15 protein-coding genes are annotated in these 19,667 nt (G+C 70.8%); 2 read left to right on the forward strand and 13 right to left on the reverse strand.

The features are described 5' to 3' along the window. Positions 1-77 precede the first annotated feature (77 nt). Positions 78-920 carry a hypothetical protein gene (locus tag BKH32_RS02785; protein WP_075248528.1) on the reverse strand — a complete coding sequence of 281 codons (843 nt, stop codon included), beginning with the start codon at positions 918-920 and terminating at the stop codon, positions 78-80. A 115-nt stretch (positions 921-1,035) separates the two neighbouring features. Further along, complete coding sequence (locus BKH32_RS02790; RefSeq protein WP_075248529.1) at positions 1,036-1,818, reverse strand: SDR family oxidoreductase; 783 nt, start codon at positions 1,816-1,818, stop codon at positions 1,036-1,038. 114 nt (positions 1,819-1,932) lie between these two features. On the opposite strand from BKH32_RS02790, the gene BKH32_RS02795 reads away from it, so the two are divergent. Together BKH32_RS02795 and proC are read left to right on the forward strand one after the other, a co-directional pair. Continuing rightward, a complete protein-coding gene (locus BKH32_RS02795; protein ID WP_075248530.1) occupies positions 1,933-3,300 on the forward strand; it encodes a Na+/H+ antiporter family protein in 1,368 nt (455 codons plus the stop codon). A gap of 88 nt (positions 3,301-3,388) precedes the next feature. Further along, the gene (gene proC / locus BKH32_RS02800) at positions 3,389-4,213 is read left to right on the forward strand and encodes a pyrroline-5-carboxylate reductase (RefSeq protein ID WP_075248531.1); all 825 of its coding nucleotides are present in this window, start codon (positions 3,389-3,391) and stop codon (positions 4,211-4,213) included. Positions 4,214-4,282: 69 nt separating this feature from the next. Here proC and BKH32_RS02805 read toward each other — a convergent pair whose 3' ends face one another. The 11 genes from BKH32_RS02805 to arc form a co-directional block, all read right to left on the reverse strand. Further along, complete coding sequence (locus BKH32_RS02805) at positions 4,283-6,052, reverse strand: ABC transporter ATP-binding protein (RefSeq protein ID WP_075248532.1); 1,770 nt, start codon at positions 6,050-6,052, stop codon at positions 4,283-4,285. A gap of 2 nt (positions 6,053-6,054) precedes the next feature. Beyond that, positions 6,055-7,815, reverse strand: a complete 1,761-nt coding sequence (locus BKH32_RS02810) for an ABC transporter ATP-binding protein (protein ID WP_075248595.1) — start codon at positions 7,813-7,815, stop codon at positions 6,055-6,057. A gap of 160 nt (positions 7,816-7,975) precedes the next feature. Beyond that, positions 7,976-10,354, reverse strand: a complete 2,379-nt coding sequence (locus BKH32_RS02815; protein ID WP_075248594.1) for an ATP-binding cassette domain-containing protein — start codon at positions 10,352-10,354, stop codon at positions 7,976-7,978. A gap of 70 nt (positions 10,355-10,424) precedes the next feature. Then, positions 10,425-11,060, reverse strand: coding sequence for an ECF transporter S component (locus BKH32_RS02820; protein ID WP_075248533.1), 636 nt, complete (start codon positions 11,058-11,060; stop codon positions 10,425-10,427). A gap of 161 nt (positions 11,061-11,221) precedes the next feature. Then, the gene (locus BKH32_RS02825) at positions 11,222-12,697 is read right to left on the reverse strand and encodes an ABC transporter ATP-binding protein (protein ID WP_075248534.1); all 1,476 of its coding nucleotides are present in this window, start codon (positions 12,695-12,697) and stop codon (positions 11,222-11,224) included. A 2-nt stretch (positions 12,698-12,699) separates the two neighbouring features. Continuing rightward, complete coding sequence (locus BKH32_RS02830; RefSeq protein ID WP_081376666.1) at positions 12,700-13,536, reverse strand: energy-coupling factor transporter transmembrane component T; 837 nt, start codon at positions 13,534-13,536, stop codon at positions 12,700-12,702. 2 nt (positions 13,537-13,538) lie between these two features. Beyond that, positions 13,539-14,189, reverse strand: a complete 651-nt coding sequence (locus tag BKH32_RS02835) for an MptD family putative ECF transporter S component (protein ID WP_081376667.1) — start codon at positions 14,187-14,189, stop codon at positions 13,539-13,541. 205 nt (positions 14,190-14,394) lie between these two features. Next, positions 14,395-15,939, reverse strand: a complete 1,545-nt coding sequence (locus tag BKH32_RS02840; protein WP_075248535.1) for a proteasome accessory factor PafA2 family protein — start codon at positions 15,937-15,939, stop codon at positions 14,395-14,397. Continuing rightward, complete coding sequence (locus BKH32_RS02845) at positions 15,936-16,124, reverse strand: ubiquitin-like protein Pup (RefSeq protein ID WP_003786115.1); 189 nt, start codon at positions 16,122-16,124, stop codon at positions 15,936-15,938. Before BKH32_RS02845 ends, BKH32_RS02840 begins: the two co-directional genes overlap by 4 nt. Next, positions 16,121-17,896, reverse strand: coding sequence for a proteasome accessory factor PafA2 family protein (locus tag BKH32_RS02850; RefSeq protein WP_256690587.1), 1,776 nt, complete (start codon positions 17,894-17,896; stop codon positions 16,121-16,123). The genes BKH32_RS02845 and BKH32_RS02850 overlap by 4 nt, the downstream gene beginning before the upstream one ends. A gap of 5 nt (positions 17,897-17,901) precedes the next feature. Next, entirely contained in the window at positions 17,902-19,551 is a 1,650-nt protein-coding gene (gene arc / locus BKH32_RS02855) for a proteasome ATPase (protein ID WP_075248536.1), read from the reverse strand. Between the last annotated feature and the right edge of the window lie 116 nt (positions 19,552-19,667).

The following is a 19,667-nucleotide window of genomic DNA, read 5'->3' on the forward strand; positions in this document are numbered from 1 at the left end:
AGAACTTCAAAAGCGACACGAATACGCGTCGCCTTTGAAGAAAAAGTTGATCTGTGGGCGGCGCAGTGCCGGCGCCCTCAGCCCTGCGTGCTCGGAGAGGCGTCCTGCTGCTGGAGGACGCCCGAGGAGCCTGAGCCGCCCTTCTGGTGGTTGCCATCACCCGAGCCGGAGCCCGACTGCTGGTCGCCGCTCGAGCCCGAGCCACTGGAGGCGTCGCCGTTGGGGGTGGTCCGGCCTGCCCCGCCGGAGCCTCCTCCCGGACCGCCCTGGCCGTTCTGGCCACCGGGGCCGCCCTGTCCGCCAGGGCCGCCGCCGGGCATCTGCCCGCCGGGACCTCCCCCGCCAGGACCTCCTTGGCCCTCTGCGGGCATGCCCTGACCGTTGCCGCCTCCCTGCTGCTGGGCCTGACCGTGCTGGGAACTGGAGCTGAGGAGCTCGTTGGCCCCCCACCCGGCCCCGAAGGAGCCCGCCAGCAGCGCCACTCCAGCGGCACCCACGACGGCACGGCGGAGGTACCAGGGCCCACGCGCCTTGGTCCGCACCTTCTTGGCCGCCGCGGATGCGGACGGCACGACACCGATCGTCGCAGCGTTCTGAGCATCCGGGGACGCCCACGCCCCGCCCAGCCTGGTGTCGGCGGTGCTGCTGCCGGCAGCCGAGCGAGCCGCCCCGGAGCCCGTGGCGGAGTCCTGCGTGACGTCCTTGGCAAGAACCTCGGTCCTCACCGAGCCTGAGTCAGCGCTACCCGCAGAGTCCTTGAGATCCTTGACGCCCGTGGTGTCGTCACTGTCGCGGCCGTCAGCGACGTCCTGCGAGAGGCGCTGCGCGGCGTCGGCGGCGTCCCTGGTGGGAAGACTCTCCGTGGCCGCGTCGCGCGGGGAGGAAGTGGCCTCGCCACCGGAGGAGACGTGCTTGCTCATGGGTGTCCTTTCAGTCTGGTTCCCGGCCCGGCCGGGGCTGGAAGAGACGCTAGGAACCCGCGCTGTGCTCGGGGCAGGCCGAGCCTGTGGACCACCTATGTCCGACGACGCTCCCCTACTGCTCCCGGGCCACCAGCGTGTTAGAGGCCTGGGCCCGAGGCCGCACCACCAGGGAGTCGATGTTGACGTGGGCGGGCAGCTCCAGCGTCCAGGCGATGCAGGCGGCGACGTCGTCGGCGCTGAGCGGCTCGGCGACACCGGCGTAGACCTTCGCGGCGGCCTCGGCGTCCCCGTGGAGACGGTTGAGGGAGAACTCCTCGGTGGCCACCATGCCGGGGGCGATCTCAATGACGCGCACCGGCTCCCCCACCAGCTCCAGGCGCAGCGTGTTCGCAATGATCCGCTCGGCGTGCTTGGCCGCCACGTAACCGCCCCCACCGGGGTAGGTGTCGTGGGCCGCCGCGGAGGTGAGGAAGACCAGGTCCCCGCCCCGCTGCCGCAGACCCGGCAGGAAGGCCTGGCTCACGCGCAGGGCCGCGAGCGCGTTGCGCTCATACATGGTGGCCCACTCCCGGGCGCTGCCCTCGGCGACCGGGTCGACTCCCAGCGCGCCGCCGGCATTGTTGACGACGGCGTCAACGCCTCCCTCGGCCAGTACCTCGCTGGCCAGGCGCTCGACGTCGTCGGGCTCCTGGAGGTCTGCGGCCACCCACGTGCAGCCGGTCTCGGCGGCCAGCGCCTCGAGGCGCTCCACCCGCCGCGCGGTGGCGACGACCTCCCACCCGTGGGAGCGCAGGAGCCGGACGGTGGCGGCACCGATACCGGTGGAGGCCCCGGTGACCAGGGCGCGGCGGGCCGGTGCGGAGTCGACGGTGACGTTCTTCGGGTTCTCGCTCATCGGTCCACGATACGTCCCCGTCACGCTCGCCTGGCACAATCGGCCTCGATTCGCACGGGTCCTCCCAGGCCCGCTTGCGAAGCCCAGCACAGTCGGCCCCACCGGAAGGCCCCTATGAACGCCATCATCCTCGCCGTCCTGGTCATGCTCGTCCTGGCGATGCTGCGCGTCCATGTGGTCCTGTCCTTGTTCGTCGGCGCTCTCGCCGGTGGGCTGAGCGCCGGCCTGGGCATCAGCCGCACCATGGTCGCCTTTCAGGACGGGCTGGCTGCCGGGGCCAAGATCGCCCTGTCCTACGCGCTGCTGGGGGCCTTCGCCATGGCGGTGGCGCACTCGGGCCTGCCCCAGCTGCTGGCGAACTGGCTCATCGGCCGCATCGAGAACAAGGACGAGTCCGCCTCCCGCAGGGCCGTGCGCACGACCACCATGCTGGTGCTGGGCGGGATCACGGCGATGGCGGTCATGAGTCAGAACCTCATCCCGGTTCACATCGCCTTCATCCCGCTGGTGGTCCCACCGCTGCTCATCGTCATGAGCCGTCTGCAGCTGGACCGCCGCGCCGTGACCTGCGCCATCACCTTCGGGCTGGTCACCACCTACATGTTCCTGCCCCTGGGCTTCGGACGGGTCTTTCTCCACGACATCCTCTACGCCAACATCGAGGAGGCGGGCCTGGACGTCTCCGGTATCCCGGCCACCCAGGCCATGGGGATTCCGGCGCTGGGCATGTTCACGGGGCTGCTCATCGCCTTGTTCGTCACCTACCGCAAGCCCCGCGTCTACCGGATCGACACCGGCAGCGGCCCCGGTTCGGGCGAGGATGCCTCTGGCCCGGTCGAGATCGACCGCCGCAAGGTGGCGATCGCGCTGGTCGCCGTCGTCGCCTGCTTCGTGGTCCAGACCATCCTGACCTGGACGGAGTCCAAGGCCGACCCGCTCCTGGTCGGGGCCCTGATCGGCCTGCTGCTGTTCATGGCCACCCGGGTCGTCACCATCGCCGAGGCCGACGACGTCTTCACCGGAGGCATGCGGATGATGGCCCTCATCGGGCTCATCATGATCACGGCGCAGGGCTTCGCCGCCGTCCTGAAGGAGACCAGGCAGATCGAGCCGCTGGTGAAGTCGGCGACCTCCTTGTTCGCGGGCTCCAAGCCCGCCGCCGCCTTCGTCATGCTGCTCGTGGGCCTCATCGTGACGATGGGCATCGGCTCGTCCTTCTCCACCCTGCCGATCATCTCGGCGATCTACGTGCCGCTGTGCGTGTCCCTGGGCTTCTCGCCGGTCGCCACGGTCTCCCTCATCGGGACCGCCGGGGCCCTGGGGGACGCCGGCTCACCGGCGTCGGACTCCACGCTGGGTCCCACGGCCGGGCTCAACGCCGACGGGCAGCACGACCACATGCGCGACTCGGTCATCCCGACCTTCCTGCACTTCAACATCCCCCTGCTCATCGCCGGGTGGATCGCCGCACTGGTGCTCTGAAGGTCACCGGGGCCCCGGAAGTCTCACCGCCTAGCGCGCCGCCGCGGTACGGTGATGGCCTCATGTCGCTCACGAGCAGGAGGCCATCATGCGTATCGGGTTCATCGGCGCCGGCAACATGGTCAGCGCCATTGTGAGAGGGGCGGTGGCCGCGGGAACACCGGCCGGGCACCTGCTGCTGACCAGCAAGCACGGTTCCGCCGAGCACCTGGCCGGGCAGGTCGGGGCCGTCCACGTGCCCGACGCCGCCGAGCTGGTCTTACGCAGCGACGTCCTCATCCTGGGCCTCAAGCCCTACGTCATCCCCGAGGTCCTGCCCCGCCTGTCGGAGGCCATCGCCGGCAGCCGGCCCCTGGTGGTCTCCATCGCGGCCGGCCTGACCCTGGAGCGCCTGGAGTCGATGCTGCCGGGCGGTACCCGGGTGGTGCGCACCATGCCGAACATGGCCGCCTCCGTGGGCGAGTCGATGACGGCGCTGGCCCCGGGCAGCAGTGTGAGCGCCCAGGACCTGGAGACGGTGCGCACCCTCATGGAGTCCATCGGCCGCACCGTGATCCTGGAGGAGAAGGACTTCTCCTCCTTCATCGGTCTGGCGGGCTCCTCCCCCGCCCTGGTGTGCGCCTTCATCGACGCCCTGGCGCGCGCCGGCGTCATGGGCGGTATCCCCAAGGCCCTGGCCGTCCAGATCGTGGCTCAGGCGGTGCTGGGGACCGCCCGCACCGTGCAGACCGAGGCTCAGCGCACCGCGGAGGGAGGCCACGGCCGCACCCCGGCCGACCTCATTGACGCGGTCTGCTCCCCCGGCGGGACAACGGTGGCGGGCATGGTGGCCCTGGAACGGGCCGGTTTCTCCGACGCCGTCGTGCGCGCCTTTGAGGCCATCGCCGAACAGGATCGGCGGCTGGGAGCCTGAGCGCGAGCACAGCCCACCGCCGAAACGGGCATTCTTCGCGTAGCCCTGCTGAGGCTCCGCCACCGTTGCTCAGTCGCCTTCTGCGGAGATCGCCTTTCTCGGTGAGGAGGAGATGTGCCAGCGCGAGGAGGCCGTGGAGGCCTCGATGAACTCACGGAAGGGGCCGGGAACGGCAGCCAGCTCCTGGGGCGTACCGCACTGGACCACGCGGGCGCCGGCCTGACTCGGCTCGAGGAAGACGACCTCGTCGGCCTGGCGGACGGTGGACAGGCGGTGGGCCACCACGATGACGGTGCGGCCCTCGGAGAGCTCTCGCACCACCTCGGTGATGGCGGACTCGTTCTCCCCGTCCAGGGCCGAGGTGATCTCGTCGAGCAGCAGGATGGGGGCGTCCTTGACGAAGGCGCGGGCGATGGCGACGCGCTGACGCTCCCCACCGGACAGGCTCAGCCCGCCGGGACCGACCTGTGTGTCCCACCCGTGCGGCAGCGCCTCGATGACGCGGTCCAGGCGGGCGCGTCGGGCGGCCTCGGCCAGCTCGGCGTCGGTGGCCTCGGGCCGGGCGATGCGCAGGTTCTCCCGGATGGTGGTGTCGAACAGGTAGACGTCCTGGAAGACCATGGAGGTCATGCCCATGATCGTCGAGGCGCGCATGGAGCGGACCGGTGCGCCGCCAATGGTGACGGTCCCGCCGTCGACGTCCCAGAACCGGGCGGCCAGGCGCAGGATCGTGGACTTTCCTGCCCCTGAGGGCCCCACCAGGGCGGTCACTCGTCCCTGCGGTGCGCTCAGGCAGACGCCCGCCAGGACGGGGCGGCCGGCGTCGTAGGAGAAGGAGACGTCGTTCAGGGCGATCGTGGTCCCCCGGGGCTCGATCTCCTGGCCGGGCTCGGGGTCGGGCAGGGGACGGGCGTTAAGGATGTCCCCCACGGCCTGCAGGGCGACCTTCGCGTTGTCGGCCTCGGCGCCGTACATGGCGGCCTTGGTCAGTGGCAGGAGCGTGCGCGCGGTGACGGCCATGATCGCCAGGTATGCGACGACGTCGAGCCGGTGCCCGCTCACACGTGACAGTCCCATCGCCATGACCAGGGCGAAGGCGATGTTGACGATGAGGTTGAAGTACTGCCCGGGCCTGCCCTTGACCCGTAACCCGTCCAGGGTGGCGGTGGAGTCGGCCTCCAGGGCGGTTCGCACCGGCGCCCAGCCCGTCTTGGTGACGCCGGTGGCGCGCAGCACGGGCTGGAGCCGGGCGAACTCCACGAGGCGTCCGGCCGCGGCGCTCGAGGTGCGGTCCTCCATCTCGTTGGCGCGGGTGGTTGCGGCTCCCATGAGCCGCCACGTCAGGACCAGCGGGACGATGGCGGCGGCCATGATGAGCGCCAGGGGCCACTCGACGACGGCGGTGGCCCCGACCATGACCAGCGGGACGATGAAGGCGTTGCACAGGTTGGGGATCACCATGGAGGCCAGGTGGGAGAGGGTGTTGACCTCCTTGGAGGTGGCGTTGACGACGGCGGCCTCACGCTCGGCGCTGAACCAGCCCAGGGGCAGGGTCAGGACGTGATCGGCGACGCGGTCGATCATCGTGTCGCAGACCTCGAAGACACTGACCCGGTAGGAGCGGTGCATGGCGGTGGTGTCGACGACGACGCTCACCACCCCCAGGACCACGACTGCGATCAGCCAACCGGTCAGGGACTCCGAGCGCGAGTAGAGGGCTCGCAGGAAGGGGATCATGAGGGCCAGGGTGAGGCCCTGAAGGACTGCGGAGGCTACGAACCAGGCGGTGATGGTCCGCATCTCGGCGGCGTTGACGACTCGCGTCAGCAGCTTCCACATGGTTACTTCTCCTCCTGCCCTGCGGTCTCGGCTCCGAGCTGATCGACCTGGGCGGTCAGCGCCGCGGCGTCGGTCTCCTCGCTCAGGTCCTGGCTCCTCCACATGGCGGTGTAGCGGCCGCCTGCGGCCAGCAGCTCCTCATGCGTGCCGCGCTCGGTGATACGTCCGGCGTCGACGACGAGGATCTGGTCGGCGTCGCGGATCGTGGACAGACGGTGGGCGATGATGATGACGGTCCTCCCGGTCGTCAGCCGGGACAGGGCCTGGTGGATGTCGCGCTCGGAGGCCGGGTCGGCCTGGGCGGTGGCCTCGTCCAGGACGAGGACGGGGGCGTCCTGGAGGTAGGCGCGCGCCAGGGTGACGCGCTGGCGCTCCCCTCCGGAGAGGAATCCTCCCGTGTCGCCCAGGATCGTGTCGTAGCCATGGGGCAGACGTGTGATGCGCTCGTGGATGCAGGCCGCGCGGGCGGCGGCCTCGACCTGCTCCCGGGTCGCGTCGGGGCGTCCCAGGGCGATGTTGTCGTGGACGGACTCGTGGGCCAGGGCCACGTCCTGCAGCACGACCGCCACCCGAGAGAGCAGCCAGGGGAACGTCGCCTCGCGCACGTCGACGCCGCTGATGCGCACGGCGCCGGCGTCGACGTCGTAGAAGCGGGCGATGAGGCGGGCCAGGGTCGACTTGCCGCCACCGGAGGGGCCGACGAGCGCCGTCACGCTTCCCGGTTCGGCGGTGAAGGACAGGCCCTGCAGGACCGGGGAGCCGGTCTCGTAGGAGAAGGTGACGTCCTCGACGTCGACGCGCCCGGGTGCGGGTCCCTCGCCGTCGTCATGGGTCCCCTCGGGCATCGGCGGCAAGGAGAGCAGGTCGGCGGTGGCCTGGGCGGCCATCCTGGACTCGTACATGTGCTGCATGAGACCGACGAGGATCATGAGCCCCTCCGGCAGCCCGAGGGCCACCAGGAAGAACGGCAGGGTGGCTGACAGCGGCGTCCACCCCTGGGAGGTGAACAGGACGGCCAGGAGCGCGACCGTGGCGAAGACCGTGGAGGGCCGCAGGACCGCGGTCATGGCGCTGATGGCCTTCCCGGATCTGCTCACCCACTCGTATGACAGCCTGGAGAACTCGGTGCGCGCCCGGCTGAAGCGGGTGCGGGAGGCGTCGGTGGCCTGGAAGCCCTTGATCTCCTTGATGCCCTCGAGCATCTCGACGGTCGCGGCGGCCAGCGCGGTCTGCGCGACGCCGAAGCGCTCGGTGATATCTGACATGCCGGCCAGGGCCAGGGATATGACCCCCAGGGTGAGTATCCACAGCCCGAGCAGCGCGCAGGCCAGGCGCCAGTCGGTCCACAGCAGGTAGGCCGCCCCGGCTGCCGCCATGACGACGGCGTTGGTGGCGTCACCGGGGACGTGGGCGACGAGGGTGTGGATGGAGGTGGTGTCGTCGCAGACCATCTTGCGGATGGTGCCGTGCGGGATCTGCGCCACCCGCCCCAGGGGCAGGCTGCTGATGGCCTCGACGACTTGTCTGCGGAGGTGGTGTCGCAGCCGGGCCTCGGCCAGGTGCGTGATCCCCAGGCCCGCCAGGTAGAGGGCCTGGGAGGCGAACAGGGCGACGGCTGCGATCGCCGCCCAGATCCACAGGCTGCCGCGCCAGCCCTCCGGCGAGGTCTCACCCAGCCAGATGGCCGCCATGTTGCGCAGGGCCTCGAAGGGGACGATGGACATCAGCGCTCCGAGCGTGGTCAGCAGCCCGGTTGCGATCATGGCCGGGCGCGCCGGCCGGATGAGCTCGCCGACGGTGACGCCGGGGCGTCCGGCGCCGCCGACCTGCCCGGAGTGGTCGGAGTGATCGGGGTGCTTGGCCGGCTGCTCGGTGAGGTCTTCGGCTGCCTGGTGAATCGGCTGCTTCGGCATGGCTGTCTCCTCAGTGGAGGGTTTTCCAGGTGATGGTGACCAGCGCCCAGGTGAGCGCGACGACGCTCCAATCGCGCGCCCTCCAGGGGTCATCGGTCATCTCGGTGCGCCGCTTGTGGGCACCGAAGGCGCGCGAGTCCATGGACAGGGCGACGCGCTCGGCGTGCTGGATGGCCAGGATCATCAGCGGCAGGATCGATCCGGTCCAGCGGACCACGGGGGCGAGCAGCCCCCAACGCCCTCCGACTCCACGCAGTGCCCTGGCGGTGCGCAGGAGGACGAAGTCGTCATGAAAGCGGGTGATGAAGGCGATGGCCGCGGTGCCTGCCGCCCCGAGGCGGTAGGGCATGCGGAAGGTGGTGGTCAGGGTGCGGATGAGGGCCTCGGGGTCGGTGGAGACTCCTGAGACGAGGACCAGTGCGATGAGCGCGCCGATGCCGGTGCCTCCGGTCACCGCGTCGCCCAGGTCGTAGAGGCGCGCGGCCGTCTCCCGGTACTGGCTTCCGCCGCTGAGGATCCAGGTCATGAGCGCGGTGACCACCCAGGGGGCGATCACCGAGGCCACGGTGCGTCGCAGGGAGGCGCGCGCGGCGACGATCAGGACCGAGGCGGCCAGCAGGATGCCCAGGTTGAGGTGATGGTTGCGCAGGGCGAAGACCATCACCATGGCCGGCAGGACCGATGCGAAGAGGGTGAGGGGGTTGAGCGAGGTGAACAGGCCTCGCCGCGGCTGGGGCCTGGGCGGCACCGGAGGATGGCTGGGCAGGCAGGTGAACGCCGCACCGGCGTCGTCGGTCGCGGTGACCTCGTGTGCGGCTTCCGGCCCCGTTCCGGTCCGTACCGGCGCCCCCGGTAGAGCGATGATGTGGGTGCAGTGCTTCAGGGCGAGCTCGAGGTCGTGGGTGGCCATGATGACCGTGCGCCCCTGGTGGCGCAGCTGGTCGATGAAGTCCATGAGCTCGCAGGTGTTGTCCCAGTCCTGCCCGTAGGTGGGCTCGTCGAGGACGATCACGTCGCGCTCCTCGCTGACCATGGTGGCCACCGAGAGCCTGCGGGCCTGGCCGCCCGAGAGGGTCAGCGGGTGGTGGCCGCGGTGGGCGGTCAGGTGGAACTGCTCGAGGAGCTGGTCGACCCGCTCCGGCCGGGTGCCTCCGACGGCGAGCTCGGCTCTCACGGTGGTGGCCACGAACTGGTGCTCAGGGTTCTGGAAGACGTAGCCGACCAGGTGCCTGTCCTTGCCGACGTTCCGGCCCCCGACCGTTGCCTTGTCGGCACTTGAGCGGATGAGTCCGGCCAGGGCGGACAGGATCGAGGACTTGCCCGCGCCGTTGGGACCGACCAGCGCCACGAGCTCTCCGCCTCCCAGCCGCAGGGACACTCGCGGTGTGCGCCCCGGGACCTCGAGGTCGACCAGCTCGACGCTGGTGCGGGGCTCGGGCCGGGTGCGACCGGCGAGTGCCTCGCGGGTGTCGATGGCCTCGACCTGATGCCAGCTCTCGGCGGAGCCGCACGTCCGCCTCTCCAGGTAGCGCACCTCGTCGTCGGCGCACAGGTCGGCGAGCCGGGGCACCCGGATTCCGGCCTCAGCGCAGGTCAGCGCCGCCTCCGACGCCAGCGCCCCCGCGGGGAGGTCGTCGTCGGCCTCACGCAGGGCTCGGGGCATCCACACTCCGGCGTCGATCAGCTCGCGGCGGTGGCTCATGAAGACCTCGCGCGGCGAGCCGACGGCGATGGTCCGCCCGTCGGCGTCGAGGGCCAGGACCTGGTCGATGATGGGCAGTACCGGGTCGAGGTCGTGGTCGATGACGACGACTGCCGTCCCGGAGGAGGTCAGGGAGGAGATGAGTGCGTAGAAGTCCTCACAGCCGGTGGTGTCGATGGTGCTGGTCGGCTCATCGAGGACGAGGAGCTGTGGGCGCATGGCCAGGGCGACGGCGACCGCGAGCCGTTGACGCTGCCCGCCCGAGAGCGTCCAGGGGTCGTCCCAGATGCGCTCGATGAGTCCCACCGTACGCAGAGCCTCCTCGACCCTCGCCGTGATCTCGGACCTGGGCAGGCAGAGATTCTGCAGCGGGAAGGCGACATCATCGTGGACGGTGCGGGTGACGACGGCGGCATCGGGGCTCTGGCCGACGTAGGCGACGGTCTGGGCCAGGGTCTGGACGGTGGCGTCGGCGACCTCGGTGCCGGACAGTCTCAGGCTGCCGGCGTACTCCGAGGGCAGGCAGTGCGGGATGAGCCCGCACAGCGCGCGCACGAGCGTGGTCTTGCCACAGCCCGAGGGGCCGATGACGGCGGTGACCTGAGCGCGCAGATGGGTGAGGCTCACCGAGTCCAGGACCCAGCTCTCACGCCCGAGGTAGTGGACACTGAGGCCCTCGATGCTCACCAGCACCGCTTCTGCTGTCCCCGCCGCAGGCTGTTCGGCCTCGGGCTCGGTGAGCACGGCGGGCGCTGACTCAGGCACGGCCGGTCGAGCGGTGGTCGATGCCGACGCCGGCGCGGTTGAGCAGCCGGGTCAGGAGGATGGTGAGGCCGCCACCGACCAGGGCCGAGACGACGGCGATGACGACGCCGGCGCTCGCGGAGACGATGCCCGCCGAGGCGCTCATGACGGAGACGTACATGATGCCGTTGAGCAGGCCGAAGGTCATCGCCGAGAGCAGGTAGGACCACCAGGTCCACTTCCGGTAGAGCAGGAGAGCCAGGGGTACCTCGACGAAGGCCCCGCCGATGAGGTTGCCGACGATGGCCGCGGGGCCGACCGGGGTGGTGAAGACACTCATGATGCCCATGAGAAGGGCCGCGATCATCACGGCGCCGGGGCGGCGCACGACGGTGGCGGGCAGCAGGTACGGCACGAGCCACAGTCCCATGATCGCGCACCCCAGGAGCACGGCGTCTCGGGAGGCCCCCGCCGCCGGGGCCAGGTAGTTCAGCGGCACGAGGAGAATCATCGAGACGACCGCCAGGGCGGCGATCGTCATGAGATTGCGGGTGCCGAGCGCGGAGTCGGCCAGGCCCGAGCGCGACGACGTGCGCACGGTGGGTCGCTCCTGCCCAGTCGATGTCGCTGTGCGGTTGGTGGGGCTCATGTCTTCTCCTTGTGTGTTCTCGCAGGTCGTGGTGAACAGTCCGACGTCGTACCGGAGTACCGAGGACGCACCACCTCAGGCGCGCCAGCGCGATGACCGCACATCTACTCGAGCATCGTCATATTTGCAAATCATTATCATTATCTACCTTCAGTGAGATGTCATTCAATCTCGATGACGCGGTCGGCGCACTCATTGAGGAACTCGACGTCGTGGCTGATGACGATGACGACGCGACCCTCGCGCGCCAGGTCCCGCAGCTCAGCGGCGATGGCCACGAGATGACGGTGGTCGACACCGGAGGTGGGCTCGTCCAGGATGAGGACGCGGGTGCCCTGGTCGATCGCGGTGGCGATGACGAGGCGCTGCTTCTGCCCGCCACTGAGCGAGAGCGGGTGACGATCGGCCAGGTCGGCCAGGTCGAGGCGCTCGAGCTGCGGAAGGCCCGCCTCTCGAGAGACCGACTCGGTGAAGAGCTGGCGGTGGACGTCCTGCATGACGAGGAAGGCCTGCCCGGCGGCGAGCTCCTTGCCGCCGTACGTGACGCGCGCGTCCCGCTGGGTGCGTTGTAGGCCGCAGACTGCCCGCGCCAGGGTCGTCTTCCCGATCCCATTGGCCCCCATGACGCCGGTGATCGCACCGGCGGGAAAGGTGAGCTCGGGGATGTCGAGAATGAGGCGACCGCCTCGCTCCACCTTGAGGTTCTCAATGCGCAGCCCGCCCTCCCCCTCCTCTCCGGGCATCTCGTCAGGATCGACCTGGACAGTGCCAGCGATTGGTGGGGTACTGCGCTCGACGCCGCCGCTCGTGCCGTCGTCGACCCGCCTGTCCGCATGGCCGGCCAGCGCGGCGATCCGTGCGGGGCACAGGTCCAGGCGGGGCCGCTCCAGGGTCCGCAGACCCAGCCGCCTGCGCCGCACATCGTCGATCCGCCACAGCTCCTCCCCCGCCATGCGGTGCACGACGCGCCCCTGCCCCATGATGACGACCTCGTCGACGAGGCCGCGCAGGAAGTAGACGCGGTGCTCGGCCACCACCAGGGTCCGCCCCGCCGCCTTGAGCCGCCCGATGGTGGCGCGCACGTCGTCGATGGCCCGCGGATCCAGGTTGGAGGTGGGCTCGTCCAGGAGGATGACGGGGGTCTGCTGGGCCAGGGCCTGGGCGCAGGCGACCTTCTGGGTCTGTCCGCCGGACAGGCCGCGCAAATCCCTGTCGGCCAGGTCGGTGATGCCCAGCTGCTCCAGGGCCTCAGTACGACGCCTCCGGATCTCCGGGGCGGGTACCTGGTAGTTCTGGGGTGCGAAGGCGAGCTCGTCGGCTACGGTGGTCGTGAAGAACTGGGCGGCGGGATTCTGGAAGACCGTGGCGGTGCGCAGCCCGGAGCGCTCGATCGGGGTATCGCAGACCTCCTCGTCCCCGACAAGGACCCGGCCAGTGCGCTCGCCGTCGTGGAAGTGCGGGATGAGCCCGTTGAGCAGCCTCAGCATGGTGGACTTGCCAGATCCCGAGGCCCCGCACACGAGGGTGAGGCTTCCGGGTGGGATGTCCAGGTCGATGTCGTCGAGGACCCGCTGGCCGGTGGGATAGGCGTAGGAGACGCCACGAAGATGAAGGCGAGAATCGTGGGAGGGCGTCATCATCACCTCCCCCAGACGGGTTGCAGCGCCAGGACCACCAGGCCGGCGCTGAGCGCGAGGAGCACGGCATCGGCAGCCCCGAAACGCAGGCGGTCGACAACGGTGGGGCGACCACCGCTGCCCAGGCCCCGAATGAGGGCCGCGGCCGAGAGGTCGTCGGCGCTGCGAGCCGAGGTGGCCAGGACCGGGACGACGAGCTTCTCGATGCCGTCCAGCGGGTGGCGCCACAGGTAGGAGCCGCTGTAGCCACGCAGTCTCATGGCCTCGATAACACCCCTGGCCTCATCGAGGGCCACCGGCACGAACCGGAAGAGGACCGCCAACGGGACGGTGAGGAACTGTGGCGCGCGCAGCTGGTTGAGGGCCGCCAGCAGGGCACTGACGCGCGTGGTGGTGACGAACCAGGCCCCCAGCGACAGTGAGATGGCAAAGCGCAGCAGCCAGTAGGCGACGACCCCGAAGAAGACCGCGACCCCGGAAGGCCACCACAGGGGCACCTGAGTGAGCCCCCAGAACACTGCGGTGATGGCGGAGTAGCTGATGAGCACGCGCACCGGCTCGTCCAGGGCGATGAGCGCACCCACCAGAACGGCGATGAGTCCAACGGCTCGGTTGGAGGCCATGCCCATGACCAGCACGTTGCACACGAGCAGCAGGATGAACTTGCTGCGCGGATCGGCGTGGACACGAGGAGCAGCGGCACCCCTGGGACGGGGACGTCCCCCAAAGGCGGCATCCAGGACAGAGCGGCCCTCTCGAGCGAGCTCCTGCGGTGAGGCCGGGGACTCCTCCACGCCCACCGCAGGAACGTTGGACCCCCGGGGTCGCGTGCGCCGCATGCTCAGGCGACGCCCGCTCGCTTGAAGTGCTTGCGCAGCACCCTCATTCCCAGCAGGGCGCCGGCGCAGGCAAGGAGCGCGATGAGGAGCATCCACGCCAGGAGGAACATCGGGCTGATCAGCGCCTGGAGATCACTGGCGTACGTGTCACCCATGGACTCGCGGATGTGGGCGAAATAAGCCTCTGAGGCCCATACCACCGGCAGGATCGGGCTGATGGCCCACATGGAGAAGACGGCGAATCCCAGGGCATTGGTGACGGTTCTGTCGTATCCGCCGGCACGGGTGATGGCGTCGGCGGCGAGTCCCAGGACGGTCGCGACCAGCGGCGTGACCCAGGCGTGTCCGGTAACGACCATGAGGATGCCGATGATGAGACCCAGGATGGTGTAGGCGCCCATGGCCCGCGTCCGGGACACGTACAGCATGCAGATAATCGCCTCTACGATGACACCGATGATCCCGCCGACGAAGATCATGATCGGATGGATCGCCCCGAGCATCCCGGTGCCGAACAGGGCGATGAAGTACAGGGCGGTGAAGACTCCCACGTTGATGAGGTTGCGCGGTGAGGTGATGCTCGCCGCCCGACCACCACTGTTGCCGGCTGGGTTGGTCGCTGCTGTTCCGGCCGAACCGGCTGTACTGGCCATACCGAATCCTCGTCCTTTCGTCAGCACACCACCAGCTTTGGTGAGGCACACCTAAGTTTCTACTCCTTCTCAGAGGCTCCCGCAAGGGCCGAACAGGCGGTTGACAGGAACTTGACAAGTAGAATTAACCGTTGAAATGACGGGGAAACCGGGCTGCAAGGTGAGCCGGCCGCGTCTGGTCCTGCCCCGGGATAGCGAGCGGAGGCTAGCCCGGTGCACCCAGGCCGCCGCGACCCACGAGGTCGATGCGGTGCATCTCCTCGGGACGCAGGCGCCGCACCCGCCCCGTCAGGGACTCGGCGGCCTCATGGGCCGTCTCCAGCGGGTCCGGCAGATCCACGGGCGCGGTGGGCGGCGAGTCCAGGCGCAGGCTCTCCCAGGACACGGAGAAGTCGGCGCCCACCTTCAGGCAGGCCGCCACGAACGCTCCCCGCAGGGCGGCGCGCGTGGCCGGGGGAACCTGGCGGGCGCGCTCGATCTCCTCCGGCTCGCACAGGTGAGCCATGGCCCCCTGGGCGGTCAGGCGCGGCACCAGCCCGGTCTCGGCGTTGAGGTCGTGGTAGGCCAGGTCCACCCGCGAGCGCAGGGTCTCCAGGACCTGGCCGGACAGCTGGGGGTGGCGCTCGCGCTGGGCGCGCATGAGGCGACGCTTGATGGCCCAGTCGATCTCGGTGTCGATGGCGCCGTCGTCATGGTTGCGCAGCGCGGAGATGACGCGGGGCGCCAGGTCGGTGAGCAGGTGCTCGGCGCCGCGCAGGAAGTCGGGCGCTCCGGCGTCGTCCAGGTAGGCGGTCAGTCGCTCCAGGAATGCCTCCTGGATGTCGACGGCGCTCAGGCGCCGGCCCTGGACGGTGGTGGCGGGGACGTCCCCCCAGGGGCTCTCCCCCAGTGCGGACAGTGTGGCCAGGGGGTCGACCAGGGCCAGGTCGTTGAAGTCCCACCCCGCCTCGAGGGCGTCCAGGAGCAGGAGGGTCACGGCGCTGCGCAGCCCCGTTGTCGGTTCGGCCATGGTGGTGTCGGCGCAGGTGACGTGCAGGCGGCGCAGGCGGGCGGCGTCGGCGTGGGGCTCGTCGCGGGTGTTGACCAGGGCGCGCTGCCCGGTGGTGTCGGCCGAGGTCAGGGCCTGCAGGTGGGGGGCGCGCGGTGACAGGCCCCAGGCGGCCTCCTCCCCCGCACCGGGGCCGTCCTCGTTCGGCTCCGCTGGGCCGCCTGCCAGTGGGCGCCCGGAGCCGACCAGGACGGGGCGCGTGGCCAGGAAGGAGGTGAGGACCGCCATGGTGGTCTCACGGCTGGCGCCGGCTGCGTCGTCGGTGGCGTCGAGCAGGCTGCGGGGCACGGAGTAGCTCTCGTGGCAGCCGTAGGTGTGGCCGGCGGAGTCGGTGTTGTTGGCCAGGAGGTGGAAGCGGACCGCGACCCCCTCCTGGGCGAGGCTCGTGGCGGCGCGCTGTGCCATGGCGGACAGGATCGCCCGCCCGGCCTGGTCCTGGGCGACGAGGTCGCGCACGCTCACGCACTCGGCGGTGGCGTACTCGGGGTGGGCCCCGATGTCGAGGTAGAGGCGCCCGCCGTTGGGCAGGAAGAGGTTGGTGCTGCGGTAGCCGGCCGGCCGGTGACGGAAGATGAGCGCCGCCGCCCGCTCGACGTCCGGCAGGTCCGCCTTCACCGCGTCCTGCGGCCCTGCGGGGGCGCACAGGACGCCGAACTCGGTCTCCAGGCCGGTGACGCGCGGTCCCGGGGCGCTGGTGCTCACTGGCCGCCCTTCTGGACGAAGCCGCGCACGAACTCCTGGGCGTCAACGGCCAGGACGTCATCAATCATGTCCAGCACCGAGTCCAGGCCCTGGCCCCGGGCGGGGCCGGCGGGGGCGGGTGTCGGGTCGTCGTCGGGGGCGGGGTCGTCCTGGCGGCTGCGGGACGGCTGGGCGAACTCACTCATGTCTGCTCTCCTGACAGGGTGGCGGATGTGGTCACTGCTTCGGCAGCCCGCCCGGGGTCGCCGGGGCTCTCGCCCGTCAGTCGCGTCAGGACCTCGACGACGTCGACGGCGTCCTTGAGGGCCGGTGCCGTGGCGGTGCGGGTGAAGGACAGGATGTCGGTCAGGGGCAGGCGGCGCTGAGCCCTCTCACCGGTCTCCAGGACCATGGAGTGCCAACCGGCGGCGACCACCTGCCCGGGGAAGTCGCTTACGAGCCTACCTCTCAGCCAGGCCCGGGTCGTGGTGGGCGGCTCGGCGAGGGCCGCCTCAACCACCTCGTCACTGAGCCCGCCACGCGCGTCGACGCCGGCGGGCACCCGCTCGGCCAGGCCCCGTCCGGTCGGGGAGAGCTCGGACCAGGCCAGGTCGACGGCGTGGAGGACGTCGTGTCCGCCGGTGCCGGGATGGCGGCGGGCGGTGGCGTCCAGGAGCTGCTTCTTGGCGACCCACTCCAGGTGCCCGGCCGCTCCTTGCGACTCCCCCGGCTCGTGGCCACCGGCGCACTGGGCCTGAAGCTCGCGCAGTGAGGCCAGCGAGGCCTCCCAGAAGGCGAGGATCGCTCCGGTCTCGGCGCCTTCGGTGTCGGCGCCGTCGGCCAGCGCGGCCAGGTCCGGGCGCAGGGGGTCGCCCGTTGGCGCCGGCGCGGGGCGGCCGCGGTCCTTCAGGTGGCTGCGCACCGTCTGAAGGTAGTGCTCCAGGATCTCCAGGGCGCTCAGGCGCCGACCGTCGGCGAGCTCGAGCACGCCTTGAAGGCCGGTGTCGCGGGAGACGTCCCGGGCCTGGGCCACGGGGTCGGCCAGGCGCAGGCGGCGCCAGGCGGCGGGGACGCCGTCGGCCAGCACCTGGAGGACGAGGGCGGTCATGCCGAGCTTGAGCCAGGCGATGGTGTCGAAGCAGTTGGCGTCTCCGGCCACGAGGTGGAGACGGCGCCAGCGCTGGGGGTCGGTGTGGGGCTCGTCGCGGGTGTTGACCAGGGGGCGGTCCACCGTGGTGCCCAGGCCGACGATCCTCTCCAGGTAGTCGGCCCTCTGGCTGATCTGGAAGTCGGCGCCCTGGGCGACAGCACCGGTACCGACCCGGCCGGAGCCCACCAGGAGCGGGCGGACCACGAGCAGGGGGACCAGGGCCTGGACGAGGTCGTCGAAGTCGAGGGCTCGGGGCACGAGGTAGTTCTCGTGGGTGCCGTAGGTGGCGCCCTTGCCGTCGACGTTGTTCTTGAACAGTCGGGCCTTCACGCCTCCACGGCGCAGCCGCTCAGCGCCCCTGGCCACCAGGATGTCCCCCGCCCGGTCGGCCAGGGCGGCCTGCGCGGCACCGGTGCACTCGGGTGTGGCGTACTCGGGGTGGCCGTGGTCCACGTAGAGGCGCCCGCCGGTGCCCACGCAGGTGGCGGTGCCGCGCTGCCAGGCCTCCTCCTGGGCGGTCAGGCGCACGACGGCGGTGGTGCGCACCCGTCCGGGGACGGGGGCCTCGACGGAGGCGGCTCCGGGGATGTCGGTGAGCATGGAGGGGTCGGCCGCTGCGCGGTCCATCTCGAAGCCGCGGGCGTCGCGCAGGGGGTACTCGCCGGAGTAGTCCCAGCGCACGCCTCGGCTGCGCCCCGCCTCGCCCTCGGCGTCCAGGCAGGCGGCCACGACGTCCTCGGGCTCGGCCCCGAGGACGCCGTACTCGGTCTCCAGGCCCATGACCGTGACCTCACGGCCGGGGACCCGCTGGGTGCTCGCCTGCGCCACGGCTCTCACTCCTCCCGCGAGCGCTGGAGCACGCTCATGGAGACCACGGGGGTGCCGCGCCGCCCGCTGACGCGGGCCCAGTCGTCGGGATGGACGGTGGCGGGCAGGCCCTCGTTCTCCATGATCTCCTCGATGACGGCGCGGCGCAGGTGCTCTGACGTCAGGCCGCGCCTGCCGTTGGTGACCAGGTCCTTGACGGCCGCCTTCTTGGCGCGGTCGACGATGTTGGCGAGCATGGCGCCGCTGACGAGGTCGGCGACGTGGAGGATCTCGACCTGCCCGTCGGAGCGGGCGAGCTCGACCATCTCGGTGGCGCGGCGGCGGGTGTAGAGGGCCTCGATCACCTGCTCGATGAGGGCCTCCACCGCCCCCTGCGCGTCGCCGTGAGCGGCCAGGAGCTCCTCGCTGATGGGGAGGTCGGGGGTCAGGTAGGTCGCCAGGATCTCGGCGGCGCCGCGCCGGTCCGGCCGTCCGATGCGGATCTTGACGTCCAGGCGGCCCGGCCGCAGGATCGCCGGGTCGATCATGTCCTCGCGGTTGGTGGCGCCGATGACCACGACGTTGTCGAGCTCGTCGACGCCGTCGATCTCGGCGAGCATCTGCGGGACCACGGTGGTCTCCACGTCTGAGGACCGCCCGGACCCGCGGGTGCGGAAGAGGGAGTCCATCTCATCGAAGAAGACGACGACGGGCACGCCGGTGGCCGCCTTCTCCCGGGCGCGGGCGAAGATGACGCGGATGCGCCGCTCGGTCTCCCCGACGTACTTGTCCAGCAGCTGGGGGCCCTTGATGTTGAGGAAGTAGGCCTCGCCACGCCCGCCCGCACCCAGGGAGGCGGCGACGGCCTTGGCGATGAGGGTCTTACCGCATCCGGGCGGCCCGTAGAGCAGCACTCCGCGCGGCGGGGTGAGCCGGTGCTCGCGGTAGAGGTCGGGGTGGAGGAAGGGCAGCTCGACGGCGTCACGGATGAGCTCGATCTGCTCACCCAGTCCCCCGATGTCGCCGTACCCGACGTCGGGCACCTCCTCCAGGACGAGCTCCTCGACCTCGGAGCGCACCACGGGGCGCAGCGCCATGCGCACGGCCAGGTCGGCCACGAGCGCGTCACCGACCCGCGGACGGTGGTCGCTCAGGGTCGCCGAGAGGCTGAGGACCTGCTCCTCGTCGTGGCGGGCCAGGACCAGGACGGTGCCGTCGTCGTAGGTCTCCTTGACGGTGACGACCTCCCCGAAGCGCGGCGAGGGGCAGGTGGCGGTGATGACGAGGTGCTCGTTGAGGACGACGTCGTCGCCCGGGTGGAGGGAGGAGGACACGACGGCGGGCCCCACACCCACCCGGTGGCGCCTCCCGGCGATGGAGACGTCGGCGGTGCGCGCGGTGGCGTCCACGGCCAGGACGGTGGCGTGCGCCAGGGGCGGGAGCTGAAGGGCCTTGACGTCCTCGTGGAGGGCCGCCAGCTCCTGGCGCGCCGCCCTCAGGGCGTTGGCCAGGTGGGTGTTCTTGCGGCTGAGGACGCCGGCGTGCTCGCTGAGCTCCCGCAGGCGGTCGGTGACGTCCCCTCCGGCCTGGCTGCCGGCCTGCGCTGACGGGTCCCGGGAGACGCCCGTCAGCGTCTGCGCCACCGGGTCCTTGTGCTCCTCCGGCTCCTCATCCATGCGCGTCCTCCTCGACTGCGGTCCGGGGGTGCTGCGGGTCCCCCTCGATCCGTGTTGGTACAAGCGTACCAATCGACGTCCGTTTCGTAACCCGGATCCATGTCTATTGAGGAAGG

It is taken from the genome of Actinomyces oris, assembly GCF_001929375.1.
In the GTDB taxonomy this organism is placed as follows: domain Bacteria; phylum Actinomycetota; class Actinomycetes; order Actinomycetales; family Actinomycetaceae; genus Actinomyces; species Actinomyces oris_B.